Genomic DNA, 15,461 nt, shown 5'->3' on the forward strand with positions numbered 1-15,461 from the left:
GCCAAACTCATGCCGCATGACTCCTTTTGCAGGAGCCCCACGCAAAACCCTGAGGTCAAGGATGCGCGACGCGCAACGCGATCGGTCCCAACAGAGAATTCTCGTGGGCAGATCGAATGACGCGGAAGCAGTCGCAGGATGCCTGCTCCAGGCGGGCCTCATCGACGATCACCGTTCGCCCGCGGCTCCGCCGGATCAGACCGTTTGCCTCCATGTCCCCCACCGCGGTCGTGATGCCGGCACGGCGTACGCCGAGCGCTTGCGCCATGCATTTGTGAGTCAAGGCAACCTCGTTCTCTCCGATCCGGTCGCGCGCGACCAGCAGCCATCGGGCCAGCCGCTGGGACAGATTGTGCCGCGAGTTGCATGCGACCAGCTGAGCGCTGTGTATCAGCGTTGCCTGGACGTAGCGCAGCAACAGCTTTTCCACCTCTGTGTCCGTCTTGATCAACGCGATCAACGCGTCGGTTTGGATCCGCAGCGCCTTTCCAGGGACGTGAACAGTGCACCGGTGCGGAGAGACCCGCATTCCCAGCACCAGGGGGACGCCGACGAAGTCCTTTTTCCCCAGGGTATGGATTTCGACAGGCGGGCAATCTCCGGCCCGGGTCGTGAGCGACGCCGCGCCGGACTCGATGAAGTATGCGAATTGCAGGGGAAGACCTCGTTCCTGCAGCACCTGTCTTGCCGTCAAGCCGATCGAATCGCAGCGGTCCAGAAGCAATCGACGCGACCGAGGCGAGAGATGCGCGATGAGATCGTTGCCCAAGGAGGGAGACGATGCGTCGCGCGCCTGGGGAGCGATCCCCGACACGATCGGCGAAGCAGTCCCCGAGTTTCGCGCGTCTATCTTTGCGAGATCCAATTCCAGCATGTGCCATCTCTCGGTTGCCGTTTGACCAATCATGGGGAGCGGGTCACGTTTGGCCCAGTCGGGCTGAAGGACGGTTCCCGTCAGGAAAAGCCTGACAAGCGGGCTTCGGCGGGTTGCGGCGGTTTTCGAACCGCGTCTATGCTGGCGTGAGGCACCGAGAGTGAAAGCAGTTGTCCAACCAAGCTCGGCGCGGGCCGCGCAACGTCCGCTGATCCTGCTCGTCATGGCAGCGGCCATTCCGCTCGTTCTGTTCGCGGGCTGGGTCGTTTTCCTGAATGCCCGCCAAGAGCGGACCGACTCGCGCCTTGCCGCCCTCGAAACGCTCGACCGTGTCGTGACGCGAATCTCTTCGGATTTGGCGCTTCAGGTCCAGATCGCGGAGACGCTTGCTGCCTCAGCCAGCCTTGATACTTCGGATCTCGCATCGTTTTATGTCGAGGCTCTGCGCGTCAAGGAAACCAGGCCTCTCTGGGAAACGATCGAGCTGGTCGATCCCAAGGGCAATCAAGTGCTCAATCTGCTACGCCCCATCGGAGCCGATCTCGGGGCAACTGCAGATCGGGAGAATTTCGAGAGAATCCTGACGACCCGCAAGGCGGCGATCGGGGGAATTGGACCTCTGGGTCCGATTTCGGGTAAACGCCTCGTCGCCTTGCGAGCACCCGTCGAACGGAATGGCGACCTCAGATTCGTCCTGACTGTCGCGCTGGTACCCGACGCGGTCAGCCAGATTCTGAAGAGCGCAGGGGCGCCGCCTGGATGGGTCGGCGTCGTCGTCGATGGCAAGGGCAACATCGTCGCGCGGACCGTCGCCGAGCAATTTGAGCTCGGCCGTCCAGCCAGCGCATCCGTGCGGGAAGCAATCGCCGAGGGGTCCCAGGGCAGCTATGTCGGTACGACGCTCGAAGGAGCCAAGGCCGACTCCATCTATAAGGAACTGCCAGGCACAGGCGGTTGGTCGGTTCACCTCGGTATCCCGACAGACCAACTCGATGCCCCGGTCCGCCGGTCGGCGATTTTTCTCGCCAGTGGAGGCGCCGTGAGCTTGGCCCTCGGGCTCGCACTCGTCTGGTTCACGGCGCGTGACATATCGCAGCGACGCGTCGAGCAGGAGGCCCAGGCCGCGCTGGCCCTGAGACAGAGCGAGGAAAGACGACGGCTCATGGTCGATGCAGCGGATCTCGGAGTATTCAGCTGGAACGTATCGACTGGCGAAGTCATCGCCTCGCAACGGGCCCTGGACATGCTCAAGATCACCAAGAGCGTCGCCACCGGCGACGTGAGCCTGCCCTTCGAGATGCTCCTGACCGGCATCGATCCGGCAGACCGCGCCCGGTTCGAGAGAATATTGCTGCAATCCCGCAAGAGCGACACCGTCGCCGCAGAGTTCCGCACCGCTCCTCCGGACGGCCGCTGGCTGCGCGCCAGCGGGCGCAGCTCGCGGATCGACGGGCACAACGCCGAAGTCGTCATCGGCGTGCTCCTGGACATTGACGAGATGAAGCGGGCGGAGTTCGATCGCCAGCGCCTGCTGCGGCGGCTCGGCGACGCAGAGGAGAACGAACGCCGGCGAATCTCCCGTGAATTGCACGATCAGATCGGTCAGACGGTGACCGGGCTGCTGCTGGGGTTGAAGAATCTCGAGCAATCGCTCGCGACGACATCCTCCGATCCGGCTCAGGTCGATAAGTTGCACTGGCTGCAGGGGCTCGCCAGTGGGATCGGACGAGACATTCACGAGATCGCTGCAGACCTTCGTCCTACGGCCCTCGACGATCTTGGACTGCACAGAGCCATCGAAGCGTTCTGTGCGGAGTGGACCCGGCGCTTCGGAATCAGTACCGACGTCCAGTTGATCGGACCGGCAGATCGTCTCCCGCTCGAAGTCGAGATCGCTCTTTACCGTGCGATTCAGGAAGCTCTCAACAATGTGGCCAAGCATGGCAATGCGCGCAACGTCAGTCTCGTCTTCGACCGGCGAAAGGACGAACTTCGCGTCATCGTCGAAGACGACGGGACCGGCTTCGATCCGTCGAAACTGTCGGGCCTCAACGCTTCCAGACTCGGCCTTTCCGTCATGGAGGAGCGGCTGTCGCTGCTCGGCGGATCGCTTACCGTCGAATCCGCGCCCAACATCGGGACGACACTCTTCATGACGATACCTCTTTCCGGACAGGACGCAGGCTCGTGAAACCGATCCGAATCACGCTGGCTGATGATCATCCACTTGTTCTTGCAGGCATGAAGGCCTTGCTCGAGCCCGTTCAGGACATCTCCATCGTTGGCGAGGCGACCGACGGGCAGAACGCGATCGACGTCATCGGCAGGGAGCGACCGGATATTGCCGTGCTCGATATCTCGCTTCCGATCGTTGGCGGCATCGAACTGGCGCAACGAATTGCGATCGAGTTCCCCAACGTTCGACTGCTGGCGCTCACGGTGCACGAGGATCGCGCTTACGTTCAGCCGATGTTGCAGGCCGGCGCACGCGGATATCTGCTCAAGCGATCCGCAGCGGATGAGCTGGTGCGTGCCATCCGAGCGATCGCCGAGGGCGGGATCTATCTGGACCCGGCGATCGCGGAGAAAGCGCTGCCATCTCCACCGGGCGATCACGCACCTTCCGAGAGCGCAACTCAGCTCGAGCTCACGCCGCGCGAAGCCGAGGTCCTGCGCTTCATTGCCCAGGGATTTAGCAATAAGGAAATCGCTGCGCGTCTGGACGTCAGCATCAAGACCATCGAAACCCATAAATCGCGAGCCGTCGAGAAACTGGGGCTGCATAAGCGGGCCGACATCGTACGCTACGGCGTCTCGCAAGGCTGGCTCGATCATCTATCCAAGGAATGACGACGTGACGATGCCGTGGCAGTCCTCGTCCGCGGCAACGTCGCGGCGCTCGCTCGCATGTCGAAGGGCGCAGCAAAGACCCCGGCTCGGGGGCTGAGCCGGGGTCCCTGCAGCAATCGAGGCCGACACCGGACCTGGGATCCAGTATCAAGTCGATTGTGATGCCCGGCTCCCCACTTTTCAATGCACGGCGGTACGCTTCCGCGCCGTGCTATCTGGTTCGGCACCGCACGCTGCGCTTCTTGCGGGGCAGACGTCGGCTGGGCGGCGGTTCAAGAAGAGAGGAGTAGGCGAGCTTTTCAGCCTTACGGGAAAACGGCTCCGGCATAAGCGCCGGAGCCGCACTCGCTTCTGGAAGTGATTCTGACGGCTCGAATTTTTGTCTTTCACCGCGACGACATCTTACGACGGCCCCTCGCAGATGTCAGTGCATATCGGCTCGGAACGTACGCTTCGGTACGCACTCTTGCCGGACCCGCGATGGACAGCTTGCTTCGGTACGTGTCTGTACCCGCCTTGACTGAACCTCAGGCTAGCCAATGAATTTACCTAGCGCAAAACGAAACCAACGGAGATTGAAAATGCGACATTTGCAGGGGCCAACTGCTGCAGGCGCGCTGCTTGCGGCCACTCTTTGCGTCAATGGTGCGATCGCCGCGCCTCTCGCGATGCAGAGCAGGCCCGGCGCGCCCTCCGACATCGTCGCCGTTCAATGGCGGGGAGGTTGGGATCATCGTTATCACCATCATGGATGGCGCTATGGGTATCCGCACCGCTACGGTTGGGGCCCGGCGCTAGGCGGATTCGCGGCCGGCGCCGCCATTGGGGGAGCAATCGCTAACAGCCGCGCCCAGGCTGCGGAGAACGCTGCATATTGCTCGCAACGCTTCAAATCCTACGATCCGGCTTCGGGCACGTATCTTGGATACGACGGGCAGCGGCATCCCTGTCCGTGATTTTGTGCCTCATGCGGGCGACGGACCTCGAGCAACCCTTCCTGATGCGCGCAACCCCGATCGGAACGTGGTGCTCGACGGGAACGGGATCGGTCGATCGGCGGTGTCCGTCGCCCTCTTGCCACGTCGACATTCGTGCGCATCGGCGCACGATCGTGTCAATCGAGAGAGAAAACGACCTGAGCCGTACCGATCGCGATGAACACAAGGATCAGGGGTGGATACAGGATGGATGCGGCCTCGAAACGTAGAAAACGCGGACTGCCACCCTGCCGGTCGGGCAGCCCGACGTAAATCAGCACCACGGCAATCACCAGCATAGCCAAGCCGATCGCGAGTCCCATGATCTCCTCCTCGACGGTCCCGGCTGAATTTTGCATGTCCTGACGTCCTGTCGTCAGTCAGGTAACCTCCATCCGATGTCGGGAAATGCCCGACCCGCATGCGTCGCATCCGGTTGCCAGGGATCGTAGCCGATCGTCCGACGCTCAGTTCGCTGTCCCCGCCAGCCAGTCCCGGCCTTCGCCATAGAGCTTCTCGACCTCAGGTCCGATCAGGCCCGGCATGTCGCGCTTGACCTTGTAGCCGATCAGTTCCTGCATGTAGGCGAGATGGCGATAGCCTTCAGGCAGCGCGGCGAGCGCCCTCTCGTCGAGTTGAACCGTCGCGGCGGGATCGACCGGGTCGATCCGGTCCTTCTCGTAGATCGGCTGGCGGCGGACGATGCCCCACTTCCCCTGCCGCTTCTCCAAGAAGTCGTAGAAGCGGCCGGTGCAGACGACGTCGCAGAGCACGCCGTGCACCGGAGCGCGCTGCGAGATCGTCATCTTGGTCTGCGCGATGGCCCGCTCGCCCGCGAGGTCGATGCTGGTGCCGCCGAGGAAATGCAGGATGCGCACGCCTTTCGCGAATCCCTCCTGGCTGACCCGCATGAAATCCCGCGCCGGTCCCTGAAACCAGGTGGCGGACATCCAGCCCTCGTCATGCCAGACCGTGGCAAAGCGCTCCCAGTCGCCGGCATCGCGCCAGACCGCCCAGTTCTCGACGAGGTCGCGAATGGCGAGGCGATCGAGCAGCGGCTGGTCCATGGGCACATCTCCGATTGGTGCGGCCACAGGCGCAGCCGCTGCATCAGGTATGGGCGGTGAATTCAACGGCCGTCAAGCATCGCAGCGGACATGAAAAATCCGGCGTGCCTTACGGCACGCCGGATCAGATTGCTTCGCCCATTGGCGGGCTATCAGGGCGTCATTACGCCGCCGGCGCCTTTGGCGCCCGATTGCGCGAGTTGCGCTGGAAGAACAGCGCCTGGCTCGCCACCGCCGACACCATCGCCGGCTGGAACGGCTTCGAGATCAGGAACGCCGGCTCGGGCCGCTCTCCGGTGAGGAAGCGCTCAGGGTAGGCCGTGATGAACACCACGGGCACCTCGAAGGTGCGCAGCAGTTCGTTGACCGCATCCAGGCCCGACGAGCCATCGGCGAGTTGAATGTCGGCGAGGATCAGGCCGGGCCGCCTGTTCTTGGCCAGCGCCACCGCATCGGCATGGGTGCGCGCAACGCCGACGACGTTGTGGCCGAGATTCTTCACCAGGCTCTCGAGGTCCATGGCAATGAAGGTCTCGTCCTCGATGATCAGCACGTCGGTCGCGATCTCGGCCGCCATCTCGCGTCCGGCAGCGTCCGCAAGCCGCCGCGTCTCCGCGACATCGGTGCCGAGGATGAAGGCGACTTCCTCTTCCGAAAAGCCCTCGAGCGAAAGCAGCAGGAAGGCCTGACGCGGCAGCGGCGTGATGTTCGACAGCCGCCGCTCCGGCGGCATCGGCAGGGTCGTCACTTCGGCATCGTCGTTGACAGAGACCGAATTCCAGATCTGGGTGAACAGCCGGAACAGGCCGGCCCGAGGCCCATGGCTCTCGTCGAGCACCGACGGATCTCCCAGCATGGCTTCCAACATGGCTGCGACATAGGCGTCACCGGAGGCCTGGCTGCCCGTCAGGGCGCGCGCGTACCGGCGCAACAACGGCAAGTGTTCAGCAACAAGCTGTGAACGGGACATCCCCACTCCATTCATCTTCGGGCCAACCTTGAGGTCCAATCCTGAGGTCAGGCATCGCGCGGGGGGCCCGGGTTCCCCTGGGCTGATTACGCATCAGGTCAAGAAAAGTTCCGCCGGGCTGGGAACTTTTTAGCGCACCTGGAATTGTGCCTATCCAGGGAACGGCTCCCGGTTGAGAAAACCTCTCGATTTTGCAGTCACTTAACTCGGGGAAACGTGGAACAGGTCATGAAAGATCTCAAGTCTCAAGCCAGCAGAAGCACGACCCCCGGCAAGGGAGGGCTCACTCCGGAAATCCAATCCCGGATCGGCCACCAGTTGCGCGCCATGTACGACGATGTGGTGCGACAAGGGGTTCCAGATCGGTTCGCAGAACTGATCAAGAAGCTTGATGCGCCGGGAGCGACACCCCACGTGGAAAATGAGGGCGGATCCAACGACAACAACAATGGGAGGGATTGATGCCTCTCACGGACTCGCTGCGTAACGACATCCTGGCGGCGGTGCCCAGCCTGCGCGCCTTCGCCATCTCGCTCAGCGGCAATGCGGACCGCGCCGACGATCTCGTCCAGGAGACCCTGCTCCGCGCGCTCGCCAACATCGACTCGTTCCAGCCCGGCTCCAACCTGCCGGCCTGGCTGTTCACGATTCTGCGCAACCTGTTCCGCTCCGACTATCGCAAGCGGCGGCGCGAGGTCGAGGATGCCGAAGGCAATTACGCCAAGACGCTGAAGACACAGCCTTCGCAGAACGCGCATCTCGAATTCGAGGAGTTTCGCACGGCGCTCGACAAGCTTCCGCAGGATCAGCGTGAAGCGTTGATCCTGGTCGGGGCGTCCGGTTTCTCCTATGAGGACGCGGCCTCGATCTGTGGCTGCGCGGTCGGCACGATCAAGAGCCGCGTAAACCGCGCGCGCTCCAAGCTCGCGGCGCTGCTCTATGTCGATGGCGCCGAGGATTTCGGGCCCGACGAGACCGTGCGCGCCGTGATCGGCGGCAGCGGCGGCTGACGGCCGGCGGCAGCAAGGCTCGGATAAAGCTGAAGGCGGCCGTTTCCACGGCCGTCTTCGCGTGTCTGCAGCATGGATGAAGCGCTCGATCACTCATCCACGAAGGTGACGGTATCGGCCACGCGCGCACGCGAGGTGCGGTAGCTGTTGACCTTGTGCGCGTGGTCAGCATAGCCGAACGAGATGCCGCAGACGACGCGGCGGTCGTCGGGCAGATTGAAATGCCGGCGGATCAGCCCGGAATGCCGCGCGAGCGCTGCCTGCGGAATCGTCCCGAGCCCGAGCGCCTGCGCGGCCAGCATGAAATTGCCGACATAAGCGCCGCAATCGATCGCACCGTAGATGCCGAGCGGCTCGTCGGTGTGGATGATGGCGACATGCGGCGCGCCGAAGAAATTGTAGTTCTCCAGCGCCTGCCTGGCGTACGCGGCCTTGTCGCCGCGGGCGATGCCGAGCGTGTTGTAGAGCTGAAAGCCGCTCTCGCGGCGGCGTTCCAGATAGACCCCGGCATATTCGCGCGGCGGCGTGAAGTCATAATCGTCGCCGAGGCCCTTCGAGGCCTCCGCATAGATCGCCTTGCGAAAGCGCTGCTTGGCCTCGCCACTGGCGATGATGACCTGCCAGGGCTGGCTGTTGCACCATGACGCGGTGCGCTGCGCGGTGGTCAGCACATGCTCGATGGTCGCGCGATCGACTTCCTTCGGAAGAAACGCGCGGACGGAGTAGCGCTCGTTGAGGAGCTCTTCGAGCACGCCGATGCGGTCCTGGGTGGAGTATTTGGCGTTGGGCACTTTGGCGTCCATGATTTGCCTCGTTTTCGCGCCCCGGACGCAGCGCTTCTTCAGCGCTGCCGAGCCGGGGCCCATTGCAGCTTTTGGGTACCGGCTCTGCGGCGCGTCCGGGACACGACAATCATCACCGCCCTTTGGTCGGGATCTTGTTGTACGGCACGTCCTTGTCGACGCGGATGTCGCCGGGAAGGCCCAGCACGCGCTCGGCGATGATGTTGCGCAGGATCTCGTCGGTGCCGCCGGCGATGCGCATCGAGGGCGAGGACAGCAGCATCTGCTGGAACTGGCCCTGCACCGTCTCCTCGTCGTTGCCTGTGAGAACACCGGCCGCGCCTTGCAGGTCCATGGCGTAGGTCGCGATGTCCTGCAGCATCATGCCCGACACCAGCTTGCCGATCGAGTTCTCCGGACCTGGCCGCTCGCCCTTCGACAGCGCCGAGATCGTGCGGTAGCTGGTATATTTCAGCCCGCTCGACTTCGCCGCCCAGCTCGCGAGCTTCGAGCGCACGGCGGGATCGTCGATCGCGAGCCCGTCTTCCAGCATCAAATTGGAGCAGAACTCGAACATCTCAGGCACGCCGGTCGCAAGGCGCGCGCCGATCGACATGCGCTCGTTCATCAGCGTGGTCAGCGAGACGCTCCAGCCCTCGCCGACGGCCCCCAGCCGCTGGCTGTCGGGGATCACGACGTCGGTGAAATAGACCTCGTTGAACTCCTGCATGCCGTTGGCCTGCCTGATCGGGCGAACCTCGACCCCCTCGCTCTTCATGTCCAGGAAGAACATGGTGAGGCCCTTGTGCTTGGGCACGTTCGGATCGGTGCGCGCGATCAAAAGGCCGTAGTCGGAATAGTGCGCGCCCGAGGTCCAGATCTTCTGTCCGTTCACGACCCAATTGTCGCCCTTCTTTTCGGCGCGGGTGCGCAAGCCCGCGACGTCGGAGCCGGCCGATGGCTCGGAGAACAGCTGGCACCAGATCTCCTCGCCCGAAGCGAGCTTCGGCAAATAGCGGCGCTTGGCGTCCTCGCTGCCGAAGGCCATCACGGTCGGGCCACACATGCCCTCGCCGATCTGGAACGGCTGCGTCAGCTTGCCGTAAACGCCCTCCTCCTGCTGCCAGATCACCTTCTCGATCGGCGTCGCACCGCGGCCGCCATATTCCTTCGGCCAGTGCAGGCAGGCCCAATTGCCCTCGAACTTCTTCTTCTGCCAGGCCTTGCCGACATCGACGATGTCGTGGTGAGCGAGCCGGATCCGGCCGAGCGAGGATTTCGACAGCTCGGCATGCAGCTCCTTCGGCGCATTGGTCTCGATCCATTCGCGAGCGGTTTCGCGGAATGCGGCTTCCTGTGGCGTATCGTCGAAATTCATCTTCGAACTCTCCTCTCTCGTGCCCCGGACGCTGCGCAGCGCGAAGCGGTGCGCTGCAGAGCCGGGGCCCATTGCGGCCTCTGGGTCCCCGGCTCTGCGGAGCGGTACTTCGTACCGCACCGCGTCCGGGACACGATCAGCCTCTTCCCTTGGTCGGGATCTTGTTGAACGGCACGTCCTTGTCGACACGGATGTCACCGGGCAGGCCCAGCACCCTCTCGGCGATGATGTTGCGCATGATCTCGTCGGTACCGCCCTCGACGCGGGTGCCCGGCGCGCGCAGCAGCATGGCCTGGAAGCGACCGGCGACTTCGGCGTCTTCCGGGCCGCTGACCACACCGGCCGCGCCTTGCAGATCCAGCGCGTAGGTCGCGACATCCTGGATCATCGAGCCCGCCACCAGCTTGCCTATCGAGTTCTCCGGTCCCGGCCGCTCGCCTTTCGACAGCGCCGAGATCGCACGCATGCTGGTGTAGCGCAGGCCGCTCGCCTTCACCGCCCAGTTCGCCAGCTTGGAGCGCACCGCGCGGTCCTCGATCGCAGGACCATCCTCCAGCATCAGGCTGGAGCAATAGTCGAACAGTTCCGGAAAGCCGGTCGCAACACCCGCGCCGATCGACATGCGCTCGTTCATCAGGGTGGTCAGCGACACGTTCCAGCCGTCACCGACCCCGCCGAGGCGCTGATGATCGGGAATGCGGACATTGGTGAAATAGACCTCGTTGAAGTCGGAAGCGCCGCTCGCCTGCTTGATCGGCCTGACCTCGACGCCCGGGCTCTTCATGTCCAGGAAGAACATGGTGAGCCCCTTGTGCTTGGGCACGGTCGGATCGGTGCGGGTCAAGAGGATGCCGTAGTCGGAATAATGCGCGCCCGACGTCCAGATCTTCTGACCGTTGATGACCCATTCGTCGCCATCCTTCTCGGCACGCGTGCGCAGTCCCGCGACGTCGGAGCCGCCGGCGGGCTCGGAAAACAGCTGACACCAGACCTTCTCGCCGGACGCGAGCGGCGGCAGATATTTGCGCTTATGCTCCTCGCGCGCGAACGCCATCATGGTCGGCCCGCACATGCCATGGCCGATGATGAACATGTGCGAGAGCTTTCCGAACGGGCCCTCCTCCTGCTGCCAGATCACACGCTCGATCGGCGACGACCCACGGCCACCATATTCCTTCGGCCAGTGCAGACAGGCCCAGCCGGCATCGGCTTTCTTCTTCTGCCAGGCTTTTGCGACCTCCAGAATATTGGCGTTCTTGAGCTGCGTGCGGCCGAGTGAGGATTTGCGCAGCTCGTCCTCGTATTGCTTCGGCGCGTTCGCGGCGATCCAGGCGCGTGCCGTGGCGCGAAATTCGGCTTCCTGCGGGGTATCGTCGAAGTTCATGGTCTTTTCTTTCCGTCATTCCGGGGCGATGCGAAGCGTCGAACCCGGAATCTAGAGGTTATCCACTCATCTCGAGATTCCGGGTTCGCCGCTGTGCGGCGCCCCGGAATGACATCACGCCGCGTTCTTCTTCCTCATCCGGTCGATCAACTGGTCTTCCCAATAGGACAGGCTGCCGAGCCCCAGCGCCATCGCATTCGCGCGGCGATAGTACATGTGGCAATCGAACTCCCAGGTGAATCCCATGCCGCCGTGAACCTGGATGTTGTTCTTGGCGCAGTGCTGGAATGCCTGCGTCGCGCTGATGCGCGCGGCGGCGGCGGCTTCCGGCAGCTCGGCCGCATTGGTCGAGAGCGCCCAGGCGCCGTAATAGCTGTTGGAGCGCGCCAGCGTCGCCGAGACGTACATGTCCGCGAGCATGTGCTTCACCGCCTGGAACGAGCCGATCTGCCGGCCAAAGGCGATGCGGTCGAGCGCGTAATCCCTGCCCATCTCCAGCGCGCGATCGGCACCGCCGACCTGCTCGAAGGCGCACAGCACCGCGGCGCGGTCGAGCACCCGGGTGAGGATGCTCCAGCCTTCGCCCGCCGCGCCGAGCGGCTCGGCCTTGGCGTCCTTGAAGGTGATTTCGGCCTGGCCGCGGGTCGGATCGAGATTGGTGAGGCCTTTGACCTCGACGCCGCCTGCCTTGAGATCGACCAGGAACAGCGAGATGTCATTGTCGCGCCCGCTCGATCCCGTGCGTGCTGCGACCACCGCGAAATCGGCGATGGCGCCGTCGGCGACCGGCTTCTTGACGCCGTTGAGCACGCCGTTCGCAGCCGTCAGCTTGACATTCTTCGGCGCCGGATTGCCCTTGCCCTCGAACAGCGCAAGCGTGCCGATCGCCTCGCCCGAGGCGATCGCCGGCAGCCATTTCTTCTTCTGCGCGTCGCTACCTGCGATCAGCAGCGCTTCGGCGGCAAGGTACACGGTCGAGGAGAACGGCACCGGCGCGTTGGCCCGGCCCATTTCTTCCGCGATCACGCAGAGCTCGAGATGACCGGCGCCGGCGCCGCCGAACTCCTCGGGGATTGCGACGCCGAGGAAGCCCATCTCGGCGAGGCCCTTCCAGAGCTCCTTGTCGTAAGGCGCCTTGCCGTCGAGCACGATGCGCACTGCCTTGGGCGCGCATTTTTCGGCGAGGAACTTGCGCGCCTGGTCGCGGAGCTGCTTCTGGTCGTCGGAGAAGTCGAAGTTCATGGCGGGCTACCTTCTTATTCATTCATTGTCGTTGAGACCGTCATTCCGGGGCGCGACGAAGTCGCGAGCCCGGAATGACGAGTTGAGAGAGTTGCGCACTCATCGCAGCACGATCACATCCTGATCCGGCGTGTCCGCATAAAGCCGCTCGACCAGCGCCGCGCGACGCTCGAGGCCGGCGCGCTGGTTGATGTAGCCCTTGTCGGTAAGCTCGTTGCCGTCGATCGAGGGCGGCTCGACCATCAGCATGGCGCGGGCGATGATGCGGCTGCTGGCGCCCTCGCACTCCCTGTTGTGAGCTTCCAGCCCGCGCCTGAAGCAGGCGATCACCTCAGGGTGCTTCACGGCTTCAGCGAAGCTGAGATCGGGATTGCCGACGAGTTGGCGGCAGGCATGCAAATTGGGCCAGGCCAAGAGGCCGATGCAGGCACGGTCCTGTCCCGCGACCAGCGCGTCATGCACCACAGGCGTCGCCGCCGCAATCGTATCGGTGCGCAGCGAGCCGACATGCACGAAGGTGCCGGTAGTGAGCTTGAAGTCCTCCACCACGCGGCCAGCGAAGATGATGCCTTGCACCGGATCGGAATCGTCGACGAAAATGCCGGCATCGCCGATGCAGTAAAATCCTTCCTCGTCGAACATCTTCCTGGTCAGCTCCGGCTGGCCGAAATAGCCGGGCGTGACGTTGACGCCGCGCAGGCGCAGTTCGTATTTCGAGCCGCACGGCACCATCTTCAATTCGACGCCGGGGAACGGCAGGCCGATCAGGCCGACGCGCTCGGTATCCCAATAGGTGCCGGTCGAGGTCGGCGCGGTCTCGGTCGAGCCCCAGCCGGTATAGAACACGATGCGCTCGCCGGTGGTCTTCACCGCGAGAGCCTGCATGCGCTCATAGAGATCGTCCGGCAGCCGCGCGCCGCCATAGGCCATGATCGAAAGGTTCTTGAAGAAGGATCGGCAGAGCGCGTCGTCCTTCTCCATGGCGGCGGCGAGCGCGGCGTAGCCGGCCGGCACGTTGGCGTAATAGGTCGGCGATATCTCGCGCAGGTTCCGCAGCGTCTCGTCGAACTGGCCCGGCATCGGCCGGCCGTCGTCGATATAGAGCGTACCGCCGTCGACCAGGATCGGGTGAAACGCCGCGTTGCCGCCCATGGTGTGATTCCACGGCATCCAGTCCAGCATGGTCGAGATTGGACCGCTCGGGGCGCGCGGACGAACCTGCATCATCATCGCCGCATTGGCGCACATCATCTCCTGCGTATTGATGACGGCCTTCGGCATGCCGGTCGAGCCTGACGTGAACAGCAGCTTGCCGACGGTCTGCGGCACGACCTGTGCAATCGACGCTTCGACATTGGCCGTCGCCGGCGTTGCCGCGAGCTCGGCAAAGCTGACGCTCTTGATGTCGTCGCAAGGCCGCGCGACGTGAACCACGGTGACGCCGCTGAGATCGAGTGCGTTCAGCGCCTTCTCGAAGGTCGGACCGTCCTGCACCATCACGACAGCCGGCTGGATCAGGTCGAACAGGTACTTCAGCTTGACGTGATCGTGGCTCATCAGGGAATAGGCCGGCGACACGGGAGCCGCGGGCGAGAGCGCTTGCATCGCGGCCTGCGTCATCAGCGCGTGCTCGATCGAATTGCCTGAGAGAATCGCGACAGGCCGGCCGGCGAGCCCGAGATTGAGCAGGCCTTGCGTCAGCGCATCCACGGTGCGCTTGGCTTCGCCATAAGACACCTTGCGCCATTCGCGGTTGGGACCGCCGCGTTGCGCCAGCCAGGTGCGCTCGGGTGCTTCCTTCGCCCATTTCGCCAGCGAGGCCGGAATGTGCTTCTCGTAGGGCTGCAGCGGAATGCGCGACTTCAGCACCACCGTGCCGTCGCCGCGGCGTTCGACGTCGATATCACGCTTGAGCCATTGGACCTTGCGAAAGGCGGGCTTCGTCATCACCGCCGCCGCGTTGCCACTCATTTTTGCGTCTCCCGGAATTACTTGTCCTTTGCGGATCTTCGTCGTTCAGCGCTTGATATAGACAGGCTTTCGCTTCTCAAGGAAGGCCCTGATGCCTTCCGAAAACTCTTCCGAGCGGCTGCACAGGACCTGGTTGCGATCCTCCATCGCGATCGCAGCTTCCAGCGATCCGGCATCGATGCTCATGTTGAGACATTCCTTGGACAGTCGCAGGCCGACTGGCGATGCCGTCATCATCGCCTCGACATAAGGCGCAGCCGCGTCATCCAGACTGTCCTCCTCGACGATTTCCGAGACGAGCCCGACCGCGAGCGCTCGCTCGGCGCCGATGAAGCGTCCCGTGAGGATCAGTTCGGATGCCACGGATACGCCGACGAGCCGCGGCAGAAAATAACTGGTGCCGATGTCGCAGCCGCCGAGGCCGAGCTTGATGAAGGCGCAGTTCATTCGCGTCGACCGCGTCGCGATGCGGATGTCGGAGGCAAGCGCCAGTGCAAAGCCGCCGCCGGCTGCCGCGCCCTGCACCAGCGCCAGGATCGGTTGCGGGCAGCGCCGCATCAGCATCACGATGTCGGCGATGCGGCGCTGCGAATCCAGCGACTCCGTGACGCCGGGCGGCTCCTGTTGCCCGGCGCGGCGTGCCATCGCGGCCTTGAGGTCGAGACCCGCGCAAAAGTTCTTGCCGGCGCCCCGGAGCACCACGACGCGCGTGTCGCGATTGCGCTGCAGGCCCTGGAAATAGACGTTGAGCGCATCGATCAGCGCCGGATCGAGCGCGTTGAGGTGCTCGGGCCGGTTCAGCATCACCCGGTCGACGCCGTCGTCGTGCTCGATCAGCAGCGGTTGGGACATGGGGGCCTCATGCATCGGTCGTGAGCCGGACTGCCACCCTCCCCTGGAGGGGGAGGGTCGATCGCGCGCAGCGCGAGCGGGGTGGGGTGACGGTCTCTCCCACC

The 15,461-nt window shown here is 63.9% G+C and carries 15 protein-coding genes; 5 read left to right on the plus strand and 10 right to left on the minus strand.

What is annotated here, in order from left to right; all coding sequences use genetic code 11:
* Positions 1-55: 55 nt before the first annotated feature.
* Complete coding sequence (locus tag XH87_RS26075) at positions 56-874, minus strand: Crp/Fnr family transcriptional regulator (RefSeq protein ID WP_271589446.1); 819 nt, start codon at positions 872-874, stop codon at positions 56-58.
* A gap of 160 nt (positions 875-1,034) precedes the next feature.
* Between XH87_RS26075 and XH87_RS26080 the strand changes: the two genes are divergently transcribed.
* The 3 genes from XH87_RS26080 (at position 1,035) to XH87_RS26090 (ending at position 4,680) form a co-directional block, all read left to right on the plus strand.
* The gene (locus tag XH87_RS26080; RefSeq protein ID WP_271589447.1) at positions 1,035-3,065 is read left to right on the plus strand and encodes a sensor histidine kinase; all 2,031 of its coding nucleotides are present in this window, start codon (positions 1,035-1,037) and stop codon (positions 3,063-3,065) included.
* Positions 3,062-3,724 (plus strand): response regulator, encoded by a 663-nt coding sequence (locus XH87_RS26085; RefSeq protein ID WP_271589448.1) that lies wholly within the window; start codon positions 3,062-3,064, stop codon positions 3,722-3,724. The genes XH87_RS26080 and XH87_RS26085 overlap by 4 nt, the downstream gene beginning before the upstream one ends.
* Positions 3,725-4,392: 668 nt before the next feature.
* A complete protein-coding gene (locus XH87_RS26090; protein ID WP_442868316.1) occupies positions 4,393-4,680 on the plus strand; it encodes a BA14K family protein in 288 nt (95 codons plus the stop codon).
* A 158-nt stretch (positions 4,681-4,838) separates the two neighbouring features.
* Here XH87_RS26090 and XH87_RS26095 read toward each other — a convergent pair whose 3' ends face one another.
* From XH87_RS26095 to XH87_RS26105, 3 genes are all read right to left on the minus strand, one after another.
* Positions 4,839-5,024 (minus strand): hypothetical protein, encoded by a 186-nt coding sequence (locus XH87_RS26095; protein ID WP_271589449.1) that lies wholly within the window; start codon positions 5,022-5,024, stop codon positions 4,839-4,841.
* A gap of 144 nt (positions 5,025-5,168) precedes the next feature.
* Complete coding sequence (locus tag XH87_RS26100) at positions 5,169-5,768, minus strand: nuclear transport factor 2 family protein (RefSeq protein WP_271589450.1); 600 nt, start codon at positions 5,766-5,768, stop codon at positions 5,169-5,171.
* Between the two features lie 163 nt (positions 5,769-5,931).
* Complete coding sequence (locus tag XH87_RS26105) at positions 5,932-6,738, minus strand: response regulator (protein WP_199763028.1); 807 nt, start codon at positions 6,736-6,738, stop codon at positions 5,932-5,934.
* A gap of 228 nt (positions 6,739-6,966) precedes the next feature.
* Here XH87_RS26105 and XH87_RS26110 point away from each other — a divergent pair, with 228 nt between their 5' ends.
* Both XH87_RS26110 and XH87_RS26115 read left to right on the plus strand, forming a co-directional pair.
* Positions 6,967-7,200 (plus strand): NepR family anti-sigma factor, encoded by a 234-nt coding sequence (locus XH87_RS26110; protein WP_024337325.1) that lies wholly within the window; start codon positions 6,967-6,969, stop codon positions 7,198-7,200.
* A complete protein-coding gene (locus XH87_RS26115; protein ID WP_018316216.1) occupies positions 7,200-7,748 on the plus strand; it encodes a sigma-70 family RNA polymerase sigma factor in 549 nt (182 codons plus the stop codon). The genes XH87_RS26110 and XH87_RS26115 overlap by 1 nt, the downstream gene beginning before the upstream one ends.
* 89 nt (positions 7,749-7,837) lie before the next feature.
* Here XH87_RS26115 and XH87_RS26120 read toward each other — a convergent pair whose 3' ends face one another.
* The 6 genes from XH87_RS26120 to XH87_RS26145 all read right to left on the minus strand — a co-directional run bounded on the left by XH87_RS26120 (position 7,838) and on the right by XH87_RS26145 (position 15,357).
* On the minus strand, positions 7,838-8,551 hold the full coding sequence (locus XH87_RS26120; RefSeq protein WP_271589451.1) for a nitroreductase: 714 nt from the start codon (positions 8,549-8,551) through the stop codon (positions 7,838-7,840).
* Between the two features lie 112 nt (positions 8,552-8,663).
* On the minus strand, positions 8,664-9,908 hold the full coding sequence (locus XH87_RS26125) for an acyl-CoA dehydrogenase (protein ID WP_035707115.1): 1,245 nt from the start codon (positions 9,906-9,908) through the stop codon (positions 8,664-8,666).
* A gap of 136 nt (positions 9,909-10,044) precedes the next feature.
* Positions 10,045-11,292, minus strand: a complete 1,248-nt coding sequence (locus XH87_RS26130) for an acyl-CoA dehydrogenase (protein ID WP_271589452.1) — start codon at positions 11,290-11,292, stop codon at positions 10,045-10,047.
* A 114-nt stretch (positions 11,293-11,406) separates the two neighbouring features.
* Positions 11,407-12,534 carry an acyl-CoA dehydrogenase family protein gene (locus tag XH87_RS26135; protein ID WP_035707118.1) on the minus strand — a complete coding sequence of 376 codons (1,128 nt, stop codon included), beginning with the start codon at positions 12,532-12,534 and terminating at the stop codon, positions 11,407-11,409.
* 99 nt (positions 12,535-12,633) lie between these two features.
* The gene (locus XH87_RS26140) at positions 12,634-14,505 is read right to left on the minus strand and encodes an AMP-binding protein (protein ID WP_271589453.1); all 1,872 of its coding nucleotides are present in this window, start codon (positions 14,503-14,505) and stop codon (positions 12,634-12,636) included.
* Between the two features lie 45 nt (positions 14,506-14,550).
* Positions 14,551-15,357 carry an enoyl-CoA hydratase/isomerase family protein gene (locus XH87_RS26145; RefSeq protein WP_271589454.1) on the minus strand — a complete coding sequence of 269 codons (807 nt, stop codon included), beginning with the start codon at positions 15,355-15,357 and terminating at the stop codon, positions 14,551-14,553.
* Positions 15,358-15,461 lie beyond the last annotated feature (104 nt).

It is taken from the genome of Bradyrhizobium sp. CCBAU 53415, from assembly GCF_028128735.1.
Lineage (GTDB): Bacteria > Pseudomonadota > Alphaproteobacteria > Rhizobiales > Xanthobacteraceae > Bradyrhizobium.